General features: G+C 63.8%; 17 protein-coding genes and 2 pseudogenes. 10 read left to right on the forward strand and 9 right to left on the reverse strand.

The genetic code is table 11. The features are described 5' to 3' along the window. Nucleotides 1-26: 26 nt before the first annotated feature. The 3 genes from ACFXS9_RS23835 to hpaR form a co-directional block, all read right to left on the reverse strand. The gene (locus ACFXS9_RS23835; protein ID WP_028350925.1) at nucleotides 27-806 is read right to left on the reverse strand and encodes an HpcH/HpaI aldolase/citrate lyase family protein; all 780 of its coding nucleotides are present in this window, start codon (nucleotides 804-806) and stop codon (nucleotides 27-29) included. A 51-nt stretch (nucleotides 807-857) separates the two neighbouring features. After that, nucleotides 858-1,943, reverse strand: a complete 1,086-nt coding sequence (locus ACFXS9_RS23840; protein WP_392692608.1) for a malate/lactate/ureidoglycolate dehydrogenase — start codon at nucleotides 1,941-1,943, stop codon at nucleotides 858-860. A gap of 210 nt (nucleotides 1,944-2,153) precedes the next feature. Continuing rightward, nucleotides 2,154-2,690, reverse strand: coding sequence for a homoprotocatechuate degradation operon regulator HpaR (gene hpaR / locus ACFXS9_RS23845; protein ID WP_392692611.1), 537 nt, complete (start codon nucleotides 2,688-2,690; stop codon nucleotides 2,154-2,156). A gap of 145 nt (nucleotides 2,691-2,835) precedes the next feature. On the opposite strand from hpaR, the gene hpaH reads away from it, so the two are divergent. The 6 genes and pseudogenes from hpaH to ACFXS9_RS23875 all read left to right on the forward strand — a co-directional run bounded on the left by hpaH (nucleotide 2,836) and on the right by ACFXS9_RS23875 (nucleotide 9,225). Further along, complete coding sequence (gene hpaH, locus ACFXS9_RS23850) at nucleotides 2,836-3,642, forward strand: 2-oxo-hept-4-ene-1,7-dioate hydratase (RefSeq protein WP_392692614.1); 807 nt, start codon at nucleotides 2,836-2,838, stop codon at nucleotides 3,640-3,642. A gap of 33 nt (nucleotides 3,643-3,675) precedes the next feature. Next, complete coding sequence (locus ACFXS9_RS23855) at nucleotides 3,676-4,074, forward strand: 5-carboxymethyl-2-hydroxymuconate Delta-isomerase (protein WP_392692617.1); 399 nt, start codon at nucleotides 3,676-3,678, stop codon at nucleotides 4,072-4,074. Next, nucleotides 4,067-5,602 carry a 5-carboxymethyl-2-hydroxymuconate semialdehyde dehydrogenase gene (gene hpaE / locus ACFXS9_RS23860; protein WP_392692619.1) on the forward strand — a complete coding sequence of 512 codons (1,536 nt, stop codon included), beginning with the start codon at nucleotides 4,067-4,069 and terminating at the stop codon, nucleotides 5,600-5,602. The genes ACFXS9_RS23855 and hpaE overlap by 8 nt, the downstream gene beginning before the upstream one ends. Nucleotides 5,603-5,710: 108 nt before the next feature. After that, the gene (gene hpaD / locus ACFXS9_RS23865; RefSeq protein WP_392692621.1) at nucleotides 5,711-6,694 is read left to right on the forward strand and encodes a 3,4-dihydroxyphenylacetate 2,3-dioxygenase; all 984 of its coding nucleotides are present in this window, start codon (nucleotides 5,711-5,713) and stop codon (nucleotides 6,692-6,694) included. A 4-nt stretch (nucleotides 6,695-6,698) separates the two neighbouring features. Further along, nucleotides 6,699-7,567, forward strand: a pseudogene (locus ACFXS9_RS23870) (fumarylacetoacetate hydrolase family protein). Between the two features lie 28 nt (nucleotides 7,568-7,595). Then, nucleotides 7,596-9,225, forward strand: a pseudogene (locus ACFXS9_RS23875) (thiamine pyrophosphate-dependent enzyme). Nucleotides 9,226-9,283: 58 nt separating this feature from the next. Here the strand turns inward: ACFXS9_RS23875 and ACFXS9_RS23880 are convergent. The 5 genes from ACFXS9_RS23880 to ACFXS9_RS23900 all read right to left on the reverse strand — a co-directional run bounded on the left by ACFXS9_RS23880 (nucleotide 9,284) and on the right by ACFXS9_RS23900 (nucleotide 14,358). Further along, nucleotides 9,284-10,516: an MFS transporter gene (locus tag ACFXS9_RS23880; protein ID WP_392692623.1), complete on the reverse strand. Its 1,233-nt coding sequence runs from the start codon at nucleotides 10,514-10,516 to the stop codon at nucleotides 9,284-9,286. 215 nt (nucleotides 10,517-10,731) lie between these two features. Further along, the gene (gene alkB / locus ACFXS9_RS23885; RefSeq protein ID WP_392692625.1) at nucleotides 10,732-11,385 is read right to left on the reverse strand and encodes a DNA oxidative demethylase AlkB; all 654 of its coding nucleotides are present in this window, start codon (nucleotides 11,383-11,385) and stop codon (nucleotides 10,732-10,734) included. Between the two features lie 12 nt (nucleotides 11,386-11,397). Then, nucleotides 11,398-12,144 (reverse strand): 2OG-Fe(II) oxygenase, encoded by a 747-nt coding sequence (locus ACFXS9_RS23890; RefSeq protein ID WP_392692627.1) that lies wholly within the window; start codon nucleotides 12,142-12,144, stop codon nucleotides 11,398-11,400. 185 nt (nucleotides 12,145-12,329) lie between these two features. After that, nucleotides 12,330-13,016 carry a DUF2848 domain-containing protein gene (locus ACFXS9_RS23895; RefSeq protein ID WP_392692629.1) on the reverse strand — a complete coding sequence of 229 codons (687 nt, stop codon included), beginning with the start codon at nucleotides 13,014-13,016 and terminating at the stop codon, nucleotides 12,330-12,332. Further along, complete coding sequence (locus ACFXS9_RS23900; RefSeq protein WP_392692631.1) at nucleotides 13,009-14,358, reverse strand: amidase; 1,350 nt, start codon at nucleotides 14,356-14,358, stop codon at nucleotides 13,009-13,011. The genes ACFXS9_RS23895 and ACFXS9_RS23900 overlap by 8 nt, the downstream gene beginning before the upstream one ends. 248 nt (nucleotides 14,359-14,606) lie before the next feature. On the opposite strand from ACFXS9_RS23900, the gene ACFXS9_RS23905 reads away from it, so the two are divergent. The 4 genes from ACFXS9_RS23905 (at nucleotide 14,607) to ACFXS9_RS23920 (ending at nucleotide 18,579) form a co-directional block, all read left to right on the forward strand. Next, entirely contained in the window at nucleotides 14,607-15,020 is a 414-nt protein-coding gene (locus ACFXS9_RS23905) for a Zn-ribbon domain-containing OB-fold protein (protein WP_392692634.1), read from the forward strand. 5 nt (nucleotides 15,021-15,025) lie between these two features. Beyond that, a complete protein-coding gene (locus ACFXS9_RS23910; protein ID WP_392692636.1) occupies nucleotides 15,026-16,165 on the forward strand; it encodes a thiolase in 1,140 nt (379 codons plus the stop codon). A 129-nt stretch (nucleotides 16,166-16,294) separates the two neighbouring features. Further along, on the forward strand, nucleotides 16,295-17,209 hold the full coding sequence (locus ACFXS9_RS23915) for an SDR family oxidoreductase (RefSeq protein ID WP_213255746.1): 915 nt from the start codon (nucleotides 16,295-16,297) through the stop codon (nucleotides 17,207-17,209). A gap of 434 nt (nucleotides 17,210-17,643) precedes the next feature. Continuing rightward, nucleotides 17,644-18,579 carry an SMP-30/gluconolactonase/LRE family protein gene (locus ACFXS9_RS23920; protein WP_082637907.1) on the forward strand — a complete coding sequence of 312 codons (936 nt, stop codon included), beginning with the start codon at nucleotides 17,644-17,646 and terminating at the stop codon, nucleotides 18,577-18,579. A gap of 177 nt (nucleotides 18,580-18,756) precedes the next feature. On the opposite strand, the gene ppc is transcribed toward ACFXS9_RS23920, so the two are convergent. Beyond that, nucleotides 18,757-21,549, reverse strand: a complete 2,793-nt coding sequence (gene ppc, locus ACFXS9_RS23925; RefSeq protein WP_392692639.1) for a phosphoenolpyruvate carboxylase — start codon at nucleotides 21,547-21,549, stop codon at nucleotides 18,757-18,759. Nucleotides 21,550-21,649: the final 100 nt, after the last annotated feature.

Genomic DNA, 21,649 nt, shown 5'->3' on the forward strand with positions numbered 1-21,649 from the left:
GCACCGCGTCCGGGACACGAGACCTTTTACGCCTTGCCGCCCGAATCCTTCCTCGTCTGGTTCACCTGCATCTTGGCGTAGGTCATCATCAGGCCGCTCTCGTTCGACAGCGTCACGAGCTTGAAGCCCATGTTGATGGCGCGCACCGCGCCCTCGGCGCCCGAGCAGTGGATGCCGGGATTGAGCCCGCGCTTGCCGCATTCCTTGACGATCTTCTCGTAGATCTTGAGAATTTCAGGCTCGTCGCGGTCGAGCTTCGGCACCAGGCCATAGGAGAAACCCAGGTCGGAGGGGCCGATATAGACGCCGTCGATGCCTTCGACGTCGAGTATCGATTCCATGTTCTCGACCGCTGTCCTGGTCTCCATCATCGGCAACAGCACGATCTCGTCGTTCGCCGTCTGCTGGTAGGTGCCGGCCGAGCCATACATGCCGGAGCGGATCGGGCCGTTCGAGCGGGTGCCCTTCGGCGGATACTTGGAATACTGGACGAGGTTCTTCGCCTCCTCCTTGGTGTTGATCATCGGGCAGATCACGCCATAGGCGCCGCCGTCGAGCACCTTGCCGATGATGCCGGGCTCGTTCCAGGGCACGCGGACCATCGGCGTCACCGGATGGCCGTTCATCGCCTGAAAGCATTGGACCATCGAGAGGTAGTCCTGCACGCCGTGCTGCATGTCGACGGTGACGCTGTCGAAGCCGCATTGCGCGATCACTTCGGCCGAAAAGCCGGAGGGGATCGCGAGCCACGCGTTCACCACGGCCTTGCCCGAGGCCCATACTTTCTTGACGTTGTTGGTTGCCATTGATCGCTTTCCCTTTGTGATCGTTACAATTGTTGGAGTTCGCAGATTTGATTAGCTGGTCGCGCGCTGAATGCTCGCTTCGCTGACGCCGACCTCGCGGGCGGTGTTGACGATCGCAGCCCAGGTATCATCAGGCAGCGGCACGCCGTTCCTGGTGCGCTCGGCGCGCATCTTGCGTTCGGGGTCGCCCGGGACCAGCACGGACTCGACGCCGGCGATCGGCTTGGTCTGGCGGATGAAGTCGGTATAGCGCGAGATTTCGTCGTCGAAATAGTTGGCTGTGTCGATCACTTTGGGATCGATATAGAAGGCAAGCATGCCGTTGGCGAACTGCCGGCCGCCCGAGGTGGCGCCGGTGCCGGTCAGCGCACCGCCGAGCAGTTCGCAGATGAAGGCCAACCCGGAGCCCTTGTGCTCGCCGAACGCGCGGATCGCGCCAGTGCCCTTGGTGTGGTCGCGCGGCCCGTCTGGGGTGTAGGGACCATAGAGCACGGACGGATCCTCGCTCAGCGTGCCGTCGGCATCGACCAGTGCGCCGGTGGGAAGCTTCTTGCCGCCGCGGCTGGCGACCAGCACCTTGCCTTCGGCAACGATCGAGGTGGCAAAATCGAGCACAATTGGATCTTGCCCCTGGCGCGGAATGCCGACGCAGTAAGGCGCGGTCGAGAGCCGTTTCTGGACACCACCATACGGCGCGACCAGCAGCGAGCCGGCGGCATTGACGAAGTGCACCGAAACCAGCCCTTCGGCGGCGGCCATCTCAGCCCAGTCGCCGACGCGGCCGATGTGGCCGGCGTTGCGCAGCGCGATGGCTGACAATCCCGCCTTCTTGCACTTCTCAATGCCGGTCCGCACCGCGAAGGGCGTTACGGTCTGGCCATAGCCAAACTTGCCATCGACCACGGCGAGCGACGGCGTGTCGACGACGATCTCTGGGGTCTGGTTGGGAACGACGTTGCCCGTCTTCTTCCAGCGGATATAGACCGGAACCCGGATCACTCCGTGGCTGTCATGGCCGGTGAGATTGGCCGTCGTGAGATAAGTAGCGATGCGCCTTGCTTCCTCGGGCGAAGATTCCGAATGCGAAAAAACCTCTGCGACGAAATCGATCAGATTGTTGGCTTTTATTGTGACCATGTCCGGATTGCAGCCCTGTCCTTGCACGGGAAAGCCTGCGTTTGAGCAGCTAGCCCCGCGATTCCCGCACCGGTTTTGATGACCGGCTTGGCCGGCACTTTGAACGAAAAATCGCGTGCGTGTCTACCGCCTCAGTCGCATTTGGCAAATGATTGCAATCATTTGCCCGGCCGCTATGCATCGGGCCAGTAGCATCATGCAAATTTGCGCTTACTCGTCTGCTTCGGCCTCGCCCTCACCCGCTACCTCCATCGCGGCAAGGCTGCGCTCGAGTTCGCCCAGCATGTCCTGTAATTCGGCGAGCTTGCGCGCGCCAAAACGGTGCGTGATCTCGGCGTAGATCGCTTCCGAGGTGGGCGCGACGGCCTCGATCAGCTTCAGCCCCTTGGACGAGATCGACACCTCGCCGCGGCGAAGATCTGCCTTGGCCGTGCGGCGTTCGATCAGATCGCGCGCTTCGAGATCGCGCAGGATCTGCGACAGGCTCGGCCCCAGCAGGAAGGCGACGCGCGCCAGTTCCGTCACCTCGATGGTATCCACCGCCGTCAGCGCGCGCAGGATCCGCCATTGCTGCTCGGTCAGCCCATGATTGCGCAACGACGGGCGGAACTGGCGCATCACGGCTTCGCGCGCGCGTAGTAGCGACATCGGCAGCGAGCGCGAGAATTCGCGCATCGGCGCGCGGCGAGCCTCCGCCGTTCCCTCCTGGTCCGAACGCGATCCGTTCGGCGATTTCTTGCCTGACATCTTCAGTGGCCCGCCATCGGGAATCCTCGATCGAGGCAAGGATAGAGTTTTGCGGCGCAACAAGCATCAAATCAGTTTGCGCCGGATAACTTAACATGTTAAACAAATTTCAGCAGCCGCTTTTTACTGATCGAGCCGGACGCCCATGGCCCTTTCCAGAGACGATATCCGAAGCGCCGCCGAGCGGCTCGATGCCGCCGAAAAGACCCGCAAACAGATCCGGCAGCTTTCGCTTGAACATCCCGGCATAACGATCGAGGATGCCTACGCTATTCAAAAAGCCTGGGTCGAGATGAAGGTCGCGCAGGGGCGCACCGTGAAGGGCCACAAGATCGGCCTGACCTCGAAGGCGATGCAGAGCGCGCTCAATATTGACGAGCCTGACTCCGGCATCCTGCTCGATGACATGTTCTTTGCCGACGGCGGGCTCGTGCCCTCAGATCGTTTCATCGCCACCCGCGTCGAGGCCGAACTCGCCTTCGTGATGAAGTCGCGGCTGTCCGGACCGGACTGCACCATATTCGACGTCCTTAACGCCACCGATTTCGTGGTGCCCGCGCTGGAAATCCTCGACACACGAGTCGAGCGGATCGATCCGCAGACCAAGGCGACCCGGAAGATATTCGACACCATTGCCGACAATGCCGCGAATGCCGGCATCGTGCTCGGCGGCCGCCCGATCCGGCCAATGGATGCTGACCTGCGCTGGATCGGCGCGCTGTGTTTCCGCAACGGTCAGCTTGAAGAGACCGGACTTGCGGCCGGAGTCCTCAATCATCCCGCGACATCGGTAGCCTGGCTTGCCAACAAGATCGCGCCGAACGGGCTGGCGCTGGAAGCCGGACAAGTGGTGCTGGCGGGATCGTTCATCCGCCCGATCGAGACCCGCAAGGGCGACACGATCCAGGCGGATTACGGACCTTACGGTTCCGTGAGCTGCTACTTCGCTTGATGCGTTCAGAAGAATTGTTGGAGTAACCAGGACATGCCCCATTTCACGATCGAATATTCAGCCAATATCGATGCCCTCGTCGACATGGGCGAAGTCGTCGAAGTCGTCCGCAGGGCGGCGGTGGAAACCGGGATCTTTCCGCTTGGCGGTATCCGCGTCCGCGCTATCAAATGCGAGCACTATGCTATCGCGGACGGACGGCCAAATTTCGGCTTTCTCGACATGGTGCTGCGGCTTGGCGAAGGGCGAGATCTCGCGACCCGCAAGAAGGCCGGCGAGCATATCTTCAAGGCGCTCTCCGCCCAACTCGATCCGGTTTTTGCCAGCAACAAATTCGCGCTGTCGTTTGACATGCAGGTCAACGACAAGGAAACCAGTTGGAAACGCAACGACATCCACGACGTTTTGAAAGTGGAGATTATCAATGGATAAGGCGACACCGAAGGACCTGTTTCAGGCGAATCGCGACCGCGCGGCTCCCCTGCTCGCCAAGCTGAAGAGCGAAGGCATCGGGCACATGATCGACGGCAAGACCGTGCCGTCGGTCTCCGGCCAGACATTTGAGACGAAGTCCCCGGTTGATGGCGCAGTGCTGGCATCGGTCGCGCGCGGCAATGCCGAAGACATCGACCGCGCAGCAACCGCCGCCGCAACGGCCTTTAAATCCTGGCGCGACATGCCCGCCGCCGCGCGGAAAAAGTTGCTGCATCGCGTGGCCGACGCTATCGAGCACCACGCCGACGATATCGCGGTGCTGGAATGCATCGACACCGGGCAGGCCCACCGCTTCATGGCCAAGGCCGCGATCCGGGCAGCGGAGAATTTCCGCTTCTTTGCCGACAGGTGCGGCGAGGCCCGGGACGGCCTCAACACGCCCTCCGAGGAGCACTGGAACATCTCGACCCGGGTGCCGATCGGCCCGGTCGGCGTGATCACGCCGTGGAACACGCCGTTCATGCTGTCGACCTGGAAGATCGCGCCAGCGCTGGCTGCCGGCTGCACCGTCGTGCACAAGCCGGCCGAATGGTCACCGGTTACGGCGGACTTGCTGGCGAAGCTTGCGAAACAGGCCGGCCTGCCGGACGGCGTGCTCAACACGGTCCATGGCATGGGTGAGGAAGCGGGCAAGGCGCTGACCGAGCATCCCGCCATCAAGGCGATCGGGTTTGTCGGCGAGAGTTCGACCGGTTCCGCGATCATGGCGCAGGGCGCCCCGACCCTGAAGCGGGTCCATTTTGAACTCGGCGGCAAGAACCCGGTGATCGTGTTCGACGACGCCGATCTCGACCGGGCGCTGGATGCGGTAGTCTTCATGATCTACTCGCTCAACGGCGAGCGCTGCACCTCGTCGAGCCGGCTGCTGGTCCAGCAAGGTATCGCCGATGAATTCATCGAAAAGCTGACCGCCCGGGTCAAGGCGCTGAAGGTTGGGCATCCGCTCGACCCCGCCACCGAGATCGGCCCCCTGATCCATGAGCGGCATCTTGCAAAAGTCTGCAGCTATTTTGAGATCGCCAGGAAGGACGGCGCCACCATCGCAGTGGGCGGCAAGCCGCATGATGGCCCCGGCGGCGGGCATTACGTGCAGCCGACGCTGGTCACCGGCGCGCACTCAAAGATGCGGGTGGCGCAGGAGGAAGTGTTCGGCCCGTTCCTGACCGTGATCCCGTTCACGGACGAGAAGGACGCCATCGAGATCGCCAATGGCGTGCAGTACGGCCTGACCGGCTATGTCTGGACCGCCGACATGGGGCGCGCGCTGCGCGTTGCGGATGCGCTGGAGGCCGGCATGATCTGGCTCAATTCCGAAAACGTCCGTCATCTGCCGACGCCGTTCGGCGGCATGAAAGCTTCAGGCATCGGCCGCGACGGCGGCGACTACTCGTTCGACTTCTATATGGAAACCAAGCACGTCTCGCTCGCCCGCGGGACGCATAAGATTCAGAGACTGGGAGTGTAACAGCCACCGTCGTTCCGGGATGGTCCGAAGGACCAGACCCGGAACCTCGAGATCCGGGTTCAGCCCTGCGGGCTGCCCAGGAATGACGAACCAACCAAGGGAACGCCCATGCCGGTGCCTACTCACACATTCACCCCGCCGTTCAACATCATCCGCTGCAGCCATGCCGTGCTCGACGTCACCGACCTCGGCAAGAGCCGCGCGTTCTACGAGACCACCATCGGCCTGCATGTCGAGGACGCCGACGACAAGGCGGTCTATTTGCGCGGCAGCGAGGAGCATCAGCACCACTCGCTGGTGCTGCGGAAGGCTCCAGCCGCGGCCTGCAATCGGCTCGGCTTCAAGGTCGGCAATGACGGCGATCTCGACAAGGCCGCGACCTTCTTTTCCGAGAACGGCATCGCTTACGCCTTCGCAGATCAGCCGTTCCAGGGCCGCACCCTGCAGTTCAGCGATCCCGCCGGCTTCCAACTCGAGCTCTACGCGTCAATGGACAAGCGCCCGCATCTGCTGCGGCGCTACGATCTCTACAAGGGCTGCCATCCGCAGCGGCTCGATCATTTCAACGTCTTCGCGCCCGAGGTCCAGGGCACCATCGATTTCTATGCGCGGCTCGGCTTCCGGCTGACCGAATATGGCGAGGAAGACGGCCCGAACGGGCGGATCGCAGCGGCCTGGATGCACCGCAAGGGCAACGTCCATGACTTCGCCATCACCAACGGCCGCGGTCCTCGCCTGCACCATTTTGCCTATTGGGTGCCGACGGCGATGAACGTCCTGCATCTCTGCGACGTGATGGCTTCAAGCGGATATCTGAAGAACATCGAGCGCGGCCCGGGCCGCCACGGCATCTCGAATGCATTCTTCCTCTATGTCCGGGATCCGGACGGCCACCGGCTCGAACTCTACACCAGCGACTACTTCACGGGGGACCACGACCACGAGCCGCTGCGCTGGTCGCTAAAGGACCCGCGGCGGCAAACGCTGTGGGGCGCACCGGCGCCGCGCTCCTGGTTCGAGGAGGGTTCGCCATTCACGGGGCAAGAGGTTCGCGATCCGCTCTTCGTTGCCGATGTCACCATTGCGGATTGATCGGATGGCCCCTCCCCGTCTCGCTACCTTCACCTTCAACGGCGCGCAGAAATACGGCGCCGTGACCGATGCCGGCATCGTCGATCTCTCGACGCGGTTCGGAAAGGAATACCCGACGCTGCGCGAAGTCATCGCCGCCGGCGCGCTGATGAAACTCGCCGAAGACGCGGCGCGCGCGCGCCGGACCATGCGTTCGATGCGATCAATTGGCAGCCGCCGATCCCCTCGCCGGAAAAGATCATCTGCATCGGCGTGAACTATCCCGACCGCAACGCCGAATACAAGGACGGCCAGGACGCGCCGAAATATCCGAGCATGTTCATGCGGACACCGCGCTCCTTTGTCGGCCACAACGCGCCGCTGGTCCGCCCGCGCGCCTCTGCGCAACTCGATTACGAGGGCGAACTGGTGCTTGTGATCGGCAAGGCCGGACGGCACATCAAGGAGAGCGACGCGCTGGACCACATCGCAGCCGTCACGCTCTGCAACGAAGGCACCATCCGCGATTGGGTGCGGCACGCCAAGTTCAACGTCACCCAGGGCAAGAATTTCGATTCCACCGGCAGCCTCGGCCCCTGGCTCGTGCCCTACACCGATGAAAGCCAGATTGCGGACATCCGCCTCACCACGAAGGTCAATGGCGAGACCCGGCAGGACGACCGCACCGGCCGGTTGATCTTCGGCTTCCGCTACCTGATCAACTATCTCTCGACCTTCACCACGCTGGTGCCCGGCGACGTCATCGTGACGGGCACGCCGACCGGCGCCGGCGCGCGGTTCGACCCGCCGCGCTATCTGAAGCCTGGCGACGTCATCGAGGTTGCGGCCGAGGGTATCGGTGTGCTCAAAAACGGCGTCACCGACGAAACCTGAAAAATCCCGTGAGCGAGTGGACAGAACCATGAAATCAACTTCCGGCGGCGAAGCGATCGTCAACGGCCTCGTCGCGCATGGCGTCGACACCGTGTTCGGCCTGCCCGGCGCGCAGATCTATGGCCTGTTCGACGCCTTCCATCAGGCGCAGTTGAAGGTGATCGGCGCGCGGCATGAGCAGGCATGCGGCTACATGGCGTTCGGCTACGCGCGTTCATCGGGCAAACCGGGCGTGTTCAGCGTGGTGCCCGGTCCGGGCGTCCTCAATGCCAGCGCGGCGCTACTCACTGCGTTCGGCTGCAACGAGCCGGTGCTGTGCCTGACCGGACAGGTGCCGACGGCGTTTCTCGGCAAGGGCCGCGGCCATCTGCACGAGATGCCGGACCAGCTCGCAACGCTGCGTAGCTTCGTGAAATGGGCCGAGCGCATCGAATATCCCGATGCGGCGCCCGCCGCGGTGTCGCGTGCGTTTCAGGAGATGATGTCGGGCCGCCGCGGTCCGGTATCGCTGGAAATGCCGTGGGACATCTTTACGCAGCGCGCCCAGGTCGGCGCCTCAACCGTGTTCGATCGGTTTCCCGCACCGCAACCCGATTCCGACCGGATCAAGGCGGCGGCTGCGCTGATCAGGGATGCGAAGCGGCCGATGATCTTCGTCGGCAGCGGCGCGATCCATGCGCACGAGGAAATTCTCGAACTGGCCGAAATGATCGATGCGCCTGTCGTAGCGTTCCGCAGCGGCCGCGGCATCGTCTCCAATGCGCACGAACTCGGGCTGACCATGGCGGCAGCCTACAAGCTCTGGCCGAACACCGATCTGATGATCGGGATCGGCACGCGCATGGAGCTACCGGCTTCGGGATTCCGCTGGCCGTACCAGCCGAAGGGACTGAAGTCCGTTCGCATCGATATCGATCCGACCGAGATGCGTCGGCTTGCATCCGATGCCGCCGTGGTCGCGGATGCGAAAGCCGGCACGGCCGATCTCGTGGCTGCTGTGAAGAAGGCTGGCTATAGCAGGACCAGCGGCCGGCGCGCCGAAATCCGCGAAGCCACCGCGGCGGCGCATCAGGAGATCCAGAAGGTTCAGCCGCAGATGGCCTATCTGAACATTCTGCGCGAGGTACTGCCGGCCAATGCGATCGTCACCGATGAGCTTTCGCAGGTCGGCTTCGCCTCCTGGTACGGCTTTCCGGTCTACGAGCCGCGCACCTTCATCACTTCGGGCTATCAGGGCACGCTCGGCTCGGGCTTTCCCACCGCGCTGGGCGCCAAGGTCGCCAACCCGAACCGCCCGGTGGTCGCGATCACGGGCGACGGGGGCTTCATGTTCGCAGTGCAGGAACTGTCGACCGCCGTGCAGTTCAAGATCGGCGTTGTGACGCTGGTGTTCAACAACAACGCCTATGGCAATGTACGGCGCGATCAGCGCCAGCATTTTGACGGACGCGTCGTGGCGTCCGACCTGGTCAATCCGGATTTCGTGAAGCTGGCCGAGTCCTTCGGCGCGGGTGCTGCGCGCGTCAGCTCGCCCGATCACCTTCCGCCCCGCGCTGGAAAAGGCGCTGGCCGATGGCGGGCCATACGTGATCTCGGTCGAGGTACCGACGGATTCGGAAGTGAGCCCGTGGGCGTTCATCCATCCGCCGAAGCGGTGATTTAGGGCCCGTCGTTCCGGGTTCGCGCTACGCGCGCCCCGGAATGACCGAGAGAGACTTACGCACTCCTCTTCGCCAAACCCCGTTGCATACGCGACGCCGCGATCACCAGCAGCCCCGCGCCGGCAACCGACCAGCAAGCGACGGGGGCCCACTGCAGCAGCGGTGCGTATTCCGGCAGCTTTTGCAGGCCGCCGGCCACCGCCGCCATCCGCGCAAAGGTCGCCAGCGCCAGCGCTGAGAATACCAGCCCCACCACCTTGCCCTCGGCGCCGGTCTCCCCGATCGCCAGCGCCGCCGAAACCGCGGCCATCAGCATGCAGCCCCACGCCGCGCCGGCGACGAACTGCGCCGCGATCAGCAGGTTGAGATTGCCGGCCATCTCCGCGCCCAGCACGGCCAGCGCGCCGAGCAGGCCGGCCGCCCCCATCACGATCAGCCCACCGCGATGCTTGACCACGACGCTCGCCGGAAACATCGCGATGTTGAAGCCGATCCAGAATACCGGCATCAGCCATGGCAATTCTTCCGCCTTGGCGAACCGCAGGAAGAACGGCGTGCTGTTGATGGAAAAATGCAGTTGATAACCGAGCGAGAGGATCACCATCGAAGCGATGAAGAACGTCGGTACCGGGCCAAGCGGTTTTGCAGGCGCAACCGGTTGTTTTGCGACGCGAGGTGCCTGCGCCAGATCACGCTCGACCTTCGAGAGTGCCAGGGTCGTGAGCAGCAATACTACGCCCGAGATCACGAAGGGCAGCCGCGGGTCGTGATTGCGCAGCACCACGCCGAGATAGGGCGAGACAGCGCCCGCCAATCCGTAGCCGAGCATCGCCAGAGCCGACAGAAATGGAATCGCCGGCCGCGCGGCGTATTTGCCGAGTAGCGTCAGCGGCGGCGCGCGCAGGGCCGATGACGTCACGACCCAGATCAGGATCAGGGTGATGAACCAGACCTGCGCGCCCGGCCCCGTACCCGCGACGAACGGCAGCGCGACAAAGGCCGCGCAGGAGATTGCGGTCAGGACAGCGACGAACACGCCGAGCTTGCCGACGAACGGCGCGATCTTGTCGGCGGCGATTCCCATCGCGGTGTCGGTGATGGTGAAGATTGCCTGATCCAGCATCAGGATCAGGATCACGGCTGCTGGCGCGATGCCGACATCGGCGCAGAGTTTTGGCAAATAGATGACGTAAGTGGTCCAGCCCAGCGCGAACACGAGCTGCAGCACGGCAAGATAGACGCCGGTGCGATTGGCGGTGGTTTCGGACGTTGCTTCTGTCGTGCTCATGTCGGCCCCCCGGCGCAAAGAGCATAGACCAGAGGATACTTCACTGAAAAGCAATCCGATGCGGTCTCGTGCCCCGGATGCTGCGCAGCGTGTTCGGGATCGCGCTTCGCGCGACTCCTACGGTGCGCTGCTAAGCCGGGGCCCATTCGCGTGAGGCACCATGGTCCCGGCTCTGCGGCGCAGCGTAAAGAACGCTGCACCGCGTCCGGGACACGTTACCGCGCCTTGCGGAAAGTGAGATTGATGCGCTGGCGGCCCATCAGGGCATGCTCGCCGTCGGCCAGCGGGCCCACGCCGTGGAAGAACAGCCGCGACGGTCCGCCCCAGACCACGATGTCGCCATGCTCGAGCCGGTAGCGCTTCGGTTTGTCGGCGCGCTTTGGGCCGCCGAACAGGAAGATTGCGGACAGACCGAGCGACACCGACACGATCGGCGCGGCGAAATCCTGCTCGTCCTTGTCCTGATGGAGCGACATCCGTGCGCCAGGCGCGTAGCGGTTGATCAGGCAGGCGTCGGGCGCGAAGCCGGCAAAGCCGGCCGCGGCAGCCGCCTGCTCGGCAATTACGCAGAAGCTCGGCGGCATCTCCGGCCAAGGCTGCCCGGAATCCGGATCAATGCCGTCATAGCGATAGCCGCTGCGGTCGGTTACCCAACCGGCACTGCCGCAATTGGTCATGGCGACCGACATCTGGTGACCACCGGGCGTAAACATACGACGGAATGGCGCTCGCGCGATGATCTCGCGCAACGCCGAGACCACTTCGTTTTCGAAGGGCTTCGCATATCCGCGCAGCAATACCGCCCCCTCCGCCATCGCTTGGCGCGATGGGCGCACATCCGGCACGGCCTCGAACAAATCCGCAGTCAATTCAGTCCGCACTCACTTGGCATCGTGAAAGATCACGCCGACGGTGTGGCGATGGCCGGAGCGGATCCGGCTGACCCCATGGCGCAGATTAACGCGATAGGGCCCACGCGTCCCCTGCACCGGCCGATGATGCACAGCAAAGGCCACCGCATCGCCCTGCCTCAGCGGCACCACCTCGGGCCGCGACTGCATCCGCGGCCGCTGCTCGGTCAGCACGAACTCGCCGCCAGTGAAATCGCGCCCGGGTTCCGACAGCAGGATCGCGACCTGCAGCGGGAACACATGCTCGCCGTAGAGGTCTTGATGCAGGCAATTGTAGTCGCCCTCGCCATATTGCAGCAGCAGCGGCGTCGGCCGCGTCTGCCCGGCGTCGTGGCAGCGCTTCAGGAACGCTGCATGCTTGTCGAGATAGCGGATGTCGATCCCCATCGTTTCGTTCCAGCGATTGGCCACGCCGCAGAGCCGTGCATAGAGCGCGGGCCGCAGCTCCGCGATCAGATCAGGCAGTGGATAGTCGAAATATTTGTACTCGCCGCGACCAAAGCCGTGACGCCCCATCACGATCCGGCTACGGAAATTCTTGTCGTCGGGATAGAGCGCAGCCAGCGCAGCGCATTCGTCCGGCGACAACAATCCCTTCAGCACGGCGCAGCCCTGCGCGTCGAGATCGGCGGTTGCCTGTGTCCAGTCGATGGCATCGACGCGGGCGGCGATGTCGGCGGGCGCGGGATGTTTGAGAATTTTTGCGGTTGCTTTCATGACGGCTAGTCTCGCAAGCCATTGCGCTCTTCGCCACCCGATTTCCGACGGACCCTCGCCACGTCGTCCCTGCGAACGCAGGGACCCATAACCACAGGTCTGGGTGGTTAGCCGAGCGGTGGCTGCAGCTAGCCACAACAACGAATAAAGGTGGATATGGGTCCCTGCGTTCGCAGGGACGACGGCTAGCCCAGCACCGGCAGCGCGGTCACATCATAGCCGTGGCTAATCTTCCGCTTCAGCACGGGGTCCTCCAGTTCAAACTCGAAGCGATCAGCCGGGCGGATGCCGCCCTTGGCCGCAAACGTGCCGCCGAACATGGCGCAGCCGTCGGGCAGGCCTTTGCCGCCAAAACCGCGCTCGATCAGGTCGTTGACCGGCAGCATCGCATCCAGCGTGCCCTCCTGGTAGAGCACCCGCGCGCCGCCGATGATGGCCCAGGAGCGCAGGATCAGCCGGTCCCAGTGACCGATGACTTCCTCCAGTTCCCACAGCACCGAGGCCACCGGCTTGTCGCACATCTGTTTTGAGACGGTGACGCTGTAGCTTTCCACCTTGCGATCGGTGTGGTCGGAGCCGCAGCCGACGAAGATGCGGCCCTGCCAGCCGATCAGCACGAACTCGACCTCGCCGCTGGAATCGCCGCCCGTTACCTCGATACGATCGTCCTGGGTAATCCGCCGCGCCGAGCAGCGGTAGTAGATCGGCGTCGTCGCGGGGCGCGCGATGCCGAGCGCTTCCAGTTCGGCGATATGCTTGTCGCGCGCGACCGGATCGCGCCCGGTCCAGCCGGCGATGACGGCCTGGTCGATCGCGAGCGTCAGCGGCGTCAGCATGCCCTTGTCGTCGACGTTGAAAGTCAGATCAAACACGGATGACATTCTCCATTCCGGCGGCGAGTTCGAAGACGCGGCGATCCGATCCGCCGACGGCTGCGAGCATCAGCCCGACCGGCACCTCGCCTTCGCGATGCGCGGGCAGCGAGATCGCGCAGCCGTCGAGCATGTTGATCAGGGTACAATTGCGCAAGGCGCGCAGATTCTGCGTGGCGAAGGCCTGGTCGTCGGCGAGGTCGGCGATCCTGGGCGGCGTATTCGCGGTGGTCGGCAGCACCAGCGCGTCGTAGGGCGCGATGCGTTGTTCGGTTCGCGCAATGAACGAGCGGCGCGCCTTGAGGATGTCGATATAGTCCGCCGCGCTGATGCCTTCGCCGCGCAGGATACGGACGCGGACGCGAGGGTCGTAGACGTCGCCTTTGCCGGTGAGCAGGTAGCGGTGCCAGGCGTAGCTTTCGGCGGCGGCAAAACCGCCCTTGCTGTTCATGACGCCGACGTCGTGAAACTCCGGCACCTCAATGCGCTCGATCAACGCGCCGTGGCGCGACAGCGTCGCCAGCGCGCGCTCGAAGGTTTTGGCGACTTCCTCGTCGAGGTCATCGAGCGCGATCGTGGTCGGCACCGCGAGTCGCATGCCCTTGACGGTGCGCGGCTGCAACGGCTGCACGGCTTCATCCGCAAGCACAGCATCCAGCACCGCACAGCAAGCCACGCTACGCGCCAGCGGCCCAAAGCTGTCGAGCGAGGAGGACAGCGGCACGCCGCTGTCGAGCGGCACGCGCGCCTGCGTCGGCTTGTAACCGACGATGCCGTTATAGGCCGCCGGAATCCGGCAGGAGCCGCCGGTATCGGTGCCGAGCGCGCCATACGCCATGCGGTCGGCGATCGAGACCGCCGCGCCCGAGGACGAGCCGCCCGGCACGTGCCCGACGCTGCGGTTCCAGACGCTCTTCGGCGTGCCGTAATGCGGATTGATGCCGATGCCGGAATAGGCGAACTCGGTCATGTTGGTGCGGCCGATCACGATGAAGCCGGCCCGGCGCAGCCGCGCCACCACAGGCGCATCGGCGTCTGCCGGCGCAGAATCTTCCAGCGCGCGAGAGCCGGCGCGGGTCACCTGCCCCTTGATGTCGTAGAGATCCTTGATCGAGACGGGAATGCCGGCATAGGGCGATGGCGCGGCGTTGGCTTTACGCAGATGATCCATCGCGTCGGCTGCGGCGATCGCTGCGTCCTTGTCGACGTGGATAAAGGTCCGTGCGCCCTCGCCGGCGGGATCGGCAATCCTGGCGAGGCATTCCTCGACCAGTTTGCGCGCGGTGGTGCGTCCGGAGTCGAGCTCGGCGGCAAGACTGGCAAGCGTCGGATGGTCAGGCATGGCTCTCTTGTTCATTTCCTGTGGCGTCACTCGTGGTCCGAAGCGAGCCCGATGTCGAAAGGTGCATCGGCGATTTGCCGTGGCGCGGACTATTGCCCGAGACACGCTGGCATACAAGCGCTCTCGGGCGCGGGAATGCGGCCATGCATCTCCGTCGCCGCTCGGGCCGTTGACGGGCAATAGACAATGTCGCATCAAGACCGCAACAAGCGGGTAACGCCCGACTTCCCCAAGGAGAAACTGCCGACATGGCCGAGCGTGCGCGCGCCAAACCAAAGCCAACCCCGGAGACCCAGCATTTCTGGGATGGCACGCAAGCCGGCGAGTTGCGCCTGCAGCGCTGCGACGCCTGCGCCAACGTCTATTTCCCGCCGCGCCCGTTCTGCCCGTCCTGCGCCTCGCGCCAGGTTTCCGTCTTCAAGGCCAGCGGCAAGGGCAAGCTCTACAGCTACGTCATCAACCACCGCCCGGCCGCGCCCGGCTTCACCCCGCCTTACGCCATCGCGGTCGTCGAGCTCGACGAAGGTCCGCGCATGATGAGCAACGTCATCGATTGCCCGCAGACGCCGGAGGCGCTGGAGCTCGACATGAAGCTCGAGGTCGCGTTCGAGAAGTTCGACGACAAGATCACCCTTCCGATGTTCCGTCCGGCGAAGGCCTAAGCACCATGCGCAGGAATCAAGTTGCCGTCGTCGGTGCTGCCGAGACTACCGAACTCGGCGTTATCCCGAACATGTCGCAGATCCAGCTCCACGCGGATGCGGCGCTCAATGCGATCGCCGACGCCGGGCTAAAGCTGTCCGACATCGATGGTATCGCAACCGCCGTGGAAACCCCGCAGCAGATCGCCCATTACCTCGGCATTACGCCGACCTGGGTGGACGGCACTTCCGTCGGCGGCTGTTCGTTCATGCTGCATGTCCGCCATGCCGCCGCCGCGATCGAGGCCGGCCTGTGCAAGACCGTGCTGATCACCCACGCCGAGAGCGGAAAATCGATGATCGGCAAATTGCCGCGCTCGATCCCCGCCGACAGCCTGCAGGGCCAGTTCGAGGCGCCGTTCGGCATCTACGGGCCGCCCAGCATGTTCCCGATTCCCGTGCTGCGCTACATGAAGACCTACGGAATCACCCATGAGCAGATCGCCATGGTCGCCGTCGTGCAGCGCGAATGGGCCGCGAAAAACCCGCGCGCGACGATGAAGGACCCGATCACGGTCGCGGACGTGCTGAACTCGCGGATGATCGCCTACCCGTTCCGCCTGCTGCAGTGCTGCCTCGTTACCGACGGCGGCGGCGCGCTCATCTTGACCTCGGCCGACCGCGCCAAGGACTTTCCGAGAAAGCCAGTCTACATCCTCGGCACCGGCGAGAGCGTGGAAACGCCGATGGTCAGCCAGATGGAGACGTTCAACTCCTCGCGCGCCTTCAAGGTCGCAGGCCCCACCGCCTTCAAGGAGGCCGGCATCACCCACAAGGACGTCGACCATTTGATGATCTACGATGCCTTCGCGCATCTGCCGCTCTACGGCCTCGGAGATCTCGGCTTCATGCCGCACGAAGAGACCGGCAGGTTCATCGCCGATGGCAACACCCGCCCCGGCGGTAAGCTACCGCTCAACACCAATGGCGGGGGATTGAGCTACATGCATTCCGGCATGTACGGCATGTACGCGCTGCAGGAGAGCGTGCGGCAAATGCGCGGCATCGCGCCGGCACAGGTCAAAGACGCGAAGATCTCGGTCTGCCACGGCGTCGGCGGCATGTTCGCGGCAAGCGGCACGATCATCTTTACGAACGAGAAGTAACATTCTTCGTCATTCCGGGATGGTCCGAAGGACCAGACCCGGAATCTCGAGATTCTCCGGTGCGCAATTGCGCACCGTAGTTCGACGCTTCGCGTCGCCCCGGAATGACGGACACAACAGGAGAGTCCAATGACAAAATCACTGCAAGACAAAGTCATCATCGTCACCGGCGCCGGCCGCGGCATCGGCCGCGAGATCGCGCTGCTTTGCGCTGCGGAAGGCGCCAAGGTCGTCGTCAACGATCCCGGCGTCGCCGCCGACGGCGCCGGATCGAACGCAGCTCCCGCCGAGGAAGTGGTCGAGGAGATCAAGAAGCGCGGCGGCACTGCGGTCGCCAATTTCGAGTCGGTGGCGGAAGCGATCCCGGCGAGCAAGATCGTCAAGACAGCGACCGATCATTTCGGCCGGCTCGACGGCGTCGTCAACAATGCCGGCATTCTGCGCGACATGATCTTCCACAAAATGAGCGTCGAAGCCTTCGAAGCCGTCATCAAGGTGCACCTGATGGGCTCGTTCTATGTCAGCCACGCCGCAGCACGGCTGTACCGCGAACAGGAGAGCGGCTCCTTCGTGCACTTCACCTCGACCTCGGGCCTGATCGGCAATTTCGGCCAAGCCAACTACGCCGCCGCCAAGCTCGGCATCGTCGGCCTGTCGAAGTCGATCGCACTCGACATGGGCCGCTTCAACGTCCGCTCGAACTGCGTCTCGCCGTTCGCCTGGACCCGCATGATCGGCACCATCCCGACCGAGACCGAGGCCGAGAAGGCGCGCGTCGCGAAAATCCAGCAGATGGGACCGGAGAAGATCGCGCCGCTCTGCGCCTATCTGCTCAGCGACGCCGCCAAGGACGTCACCGGACAAATCTTCGGCGTGCGCATGAACGAGATATTCCTGTTCAGCCAGAATCGTCCGCTGCGCTCGGTGCAGCGGAGCGAAGGCTGGACGCCGCAAACCATAGCCGAGCACGGCATGCCGGCGCTTGCGGGATCGTTCTACAAGCTCGATCGCTCCGCAGACATCTTCACGTGGGATCCGATCTGACAGAAAGGTAGGGTGGGCAAAGGCGCACTTTTGCGCCGTGCCCACCATCCTTCAGAGATCATCAGCTTGAATGGTGGGCACGCTTCGCTTTGCCCACCCTACCAAGCAGCCCGCCGTTTCGGACCGTTTCACCACAGCTCGCCCGCTTTATGCCGGAATGCGGGCTGATGTTTTCCTTCCAACAAAAAACGTGGGAGGAAATCATGACAACTTGGCTGACCTTTCCCGATCCGCAGCACCAGGGCGGTGGCTTCAACCGCCGCAAGCTACTGACAGGCGCAGCCGCGCTTGCCGGCTCAGCCGTGACGATGAAAGCCGCCTCCGCGGCCTCCGTCGCGCCGCTCGGCCAGACCGCTGCGCCAACCACCGCAATGCCGCCTCTGCCGCTCGGCCCGCTTCCCGGCGCCCGCTATCCGGACTCTCGCCTGGAGTCGATGAAGAAACCGAAGGTTTCGTTCGGGCCGACAGGCTTCCCAGCGTTCGCCGGCACGATGGCGGTGGAGCGCGTCGCGACCGGATTCCGCTGGGCCGAAGGTCCGGTCTACTTCGCAGCCGGCCGCTACGTGCTGTTTTCCGACATTCCCAACAATCGCATCATGCGCTTCTCGGAGGATGACGGTCATCTCAGCGTGTATCGCCAGCCGTCGATGAACTCGAACGGCAATACCATCGATCGCGAGGGACGCCTGATCACGTGCGAACATTCCGGCCGCCGCGTCACCCGGACCGAACTCGACGGCTCGATCACCATCATCGCCGACAAATACAACGGCAAGAAACTGAACTCGCCGAACGACGCGGTCGTCGCGGCCGACGGTTCGATCTGGTTCTGCGACCCAGCCTACGGAATCGGCGGCTATTACGAGGGCATCAAGGCCGAGCCCGAGCAGGAAAAGAAAAACGTCTACCGGGTGGATCCGAAATCCGGCGACATCAAGATGGTGGTCGATGACTTCGTGCAGCCGAACGGCCTTTGCTTCTCGCCTGACGAGAAGAAGCTCTATATCTGCGATACCGGCTTTACCGACGGACCGGACAACCCGTCGCATATCCGCGTGTTCGACGTGGACCTCGCGGCCGGCAAACTTTCGAACAGCAAAGTCTTTGCGGACATGCCCAAGCCCAGCATTACCGACGGGCTGCGCTGCGACACCGCGGGGCGCCTTTGGTGCTCCGTTGGTTGGGGCGATCCGAATGAGGACGGCGTGCGCTGCTACACTCCTGACGGCGATCTCCTCGGCAAGATCCACATACCGGAAACTGTCGCGAACCTGTGCTTCGGCGGCCAGCAGCGGAATAGGCTCTACATCTGCGGCTCGTCATCGCTCTATGCGGTCTATACGAGTGCGCAGGGCGCGATGAAGCCGTGAACGCGGAGGGCGCTGATTGTTAGGCGCGATCTCCCACCACGAGTCGTCCCCGCGCACGCGGGGACCCATAACCACAGGGTTCTGTAGCTGAAGGATGATGTCTCCCATCCTCCCCTACTGATAGATCACGCGGTATGGGTCCCTGCGTTCGCAGGGACGACGGCCGAGGTGCTCCCCTCACCCGCTATTCCTCAACCCCGCCGATATCCCGTTGATGGTAAGCTGAATCCCGCGCAGCACCTGCTCGTCCGGACTATGCGAGCGATGCTCCTTCAACAGTTCGACCTGCACGTGGTTGAGCGGATCGAGGTATGGGAAGCGGTTGCGGATTGAGCGTTCCAGCAGCGGGTTGCCCTGCAAGAGGCGCTCATGGCCCATGATGTCGAGCAGGGTCTCGATCGACGTGTGCCATTCGCGCCGGATGCGCCCGAAGATGCTTTCGCGCAACGCCACGTCAGGCACCAGTTCGGCATAGCGCGAGGCGATTGCAATCGAGCTCTTGGCCAGCACCATGTCCATGTTCGACAACAGCATGCGGAAGAACGGCCATTCGCGGTAGAGCTCCTGCAGGAATGGCATGCCCTGCTCGGGGTGCTCCGCGATCCAGGTCTCGACCGCGGAGCCGAAGCCGTACCAGCCCGGCAGCATCAGCCGGCACTGCGCCCAACTGAACACCCAGGGGATGGCGCGCAGGTCCTCGATTTCGCGGGTCTTCTTGCGCGACGCCGGGCGGCTGCCGATGTTGAGCGTCGAGATTTCGGTGATGACGGTGGAGCCCCAGAAATAATCGGCAAAGCCTTCGGTCTCATAGACCAGCCCGCGATAGGCCTTGAATGCCAGCGCCGACAATTGCTCCATTGCCGTGAGATACTCTTTCCGCGGCGCGCTCTGCCGGGGATGCAAGAGGCTCGCCTCCAGCGTCGCCGCAGCCAGGATTTCCAGATTGCTGCGGCCGACTTCCGGATTGGAATATTTGCTGGAGATGATTTCGCCCTGCTCGGTGATGCGGATCTGTCCGTTTACCGCACCTCCCGGCTGCGCGATGATGGCGTCATAGCTCGGCCCGCCGCCGCGGCCGACCGAACCGCCACGGCCGTGGAACAACCGCAAGCGCACGCCGTGACGCTCGAACACGTCGACCAGTTCGATTTCGGCCTTATACAGCTCCCAGCCCGAAGTGACGAAGCCGCCGTCCTTGTTGCTGTCGGAATAGCCGAGCATCACTTCCTGGATGCCGCCGCGGCTGTCGACCAGCCGGCGGTAATCGTGCAGCGCCAGCATCCGGTCCATGATGCCGGATGAAGCCTGCAGATCCTCGATGGTTTCGAACAGCGGCACGATGTTGATGGCGCTACGGCCGGAAGGATTGACGAGGCCGACCTCCTTCAACAGCACCGCCACCTCCAGCATATCCGACATGCCCTTGCACATGGAGATGATGCATTGGTGGATTACGTCGGGGCCGAAGCGCGCATGGGCCTCGGCGGCGGCGCGGAACACCGCGAGCTCGCCAAGTGTTTCTTCGCTGTACTTGACGAACGCCGAGGTCAGCGGCCTGGCGCTGCGCAGCTCGCGCAGCAGCAGATGGATGCGGGCCTCCTCATTCAGTGCCAGATAGGACATGCCGGGGATAGCGGCATCGAACAGTTCAGCCACCGTGCGCTCGTGCACCGCGGAATTCTGCCTGATGTCGAGCCGGGCCAGATGAAAACCGAAGCAATCCACGGCACGACGTAGCAAGCGCAACCGACCGCGCGCGATCACGCCCGAATTGTTGGCGATCAAAGAACGATCCAGCACGTCGAGATCGGCTTTGAACTCCTTCACGCTCGCATAAGGCGCGGCCTCGCCGACCGGACGACGCGTCGTCTCGACCTCGAGCTTTGCAGCGGTCGCGGTCAGCCTTGCATAGATGCCGGATACCGCGAGCCGATAGGGTTCACCGCTCCTGTGCGGCGACGTGTCCGGGGACCGCTCGGCCAGCGCGCGCAATTCGTCGGAGACGTCGGCGAGGTGTGCGGCCAGCGACAATTCGGAGCCGAGGACATGCAACTCCTCCAGATAGAAGTTCATCACCCGGCTCGACTGCAGGCGCAGCGTGCCGCGCATGACGTCGGCAGTGACAAAGGGGTTGCCGTCGCGGTCGCCGCCGATCCAGCTTCCCACGGTCAGGAACGACGCCAGCTCGCCGGGCGCGCCGCCCTCCTCCCGGTTCAGCCGGTCCTCCAGCGCGCAATGCAGCCGCGGCACCTCATGCAGGAAGGTGTAGTCGTAGAATGACAGGCCGTTGGCGACTTCGTCGAGCACGGTCAGTTTGGTCCGGCGCAGCAGGTTGGTCTGCCACAGCGTCAGTACGGCGCGGCGCAACTGCTCGTCGCAAGCCTCGGCCTCCTCCGGCGTAAGCTGGACGCGTTCGCGCCGGTCGAGCAGCCCGGCGATCTCCATCTCGCGGTCGATCGTGCTCTTGCGACGGACTTCCGTGGGATGCGCCGTCAGGACCGGGCTGACCTGGGCCCCCTTGAAGAAGCGACGCAGTTCGGCCGCGCTGATCCCGGCGGTCTTTGCGTGAGCGAGCGTCTGGGTCAGCGCGCTCGGTCGCGGCCCGCCGGGACCGCGGCCACGCATCTGGCGGATGTTGTTCTGGTCCTCGGCGATGTTGGCGAGATGCGAAAAATAGCTGAAGGCGCGGACAATCCGCACGGTATCGCTGATCGACATGCTGTCGAGGATGGTCTCGAGCTCCCGCCGCGCCAGCTTGTCCTCGTCGCGATGGAACCGGATCGAGGTCTGCCGGATACGTTCGACCAGATCGAAGACGTCAGCGCCTTCCTGGTCGCGGACGGTATCACCGAGAATCCGCCCGAGCAGACGAATGTCGGTACGCAGCCGGGCATCTTCCTCCAACGCCAGCGATTCTTCGCTACGGTTGAGCCGGATTTCGATTTCGGAAGGCATGGTCTGGGAAGACATTGGCTGGCCACCTCAAACTGCCCGGCTCATCCGAGTGTGCAATTTTTTTGCCGCAGTGCAAGATAAAGTTGGAGGCGGTGCACACCGGGGTATTCCGGAC

It is taken from the genome of Bradyrhizobium sp. RDI18, assembly GCF_043203335.1.
Classification (GTDB): domain Bacteria; phylum Pseudomonadota; class Alphaproteobacteria; order Rhizobiales; family Xanthobacteraceae; genus Bradyrhizobium; species Bradyrhizobium retamae.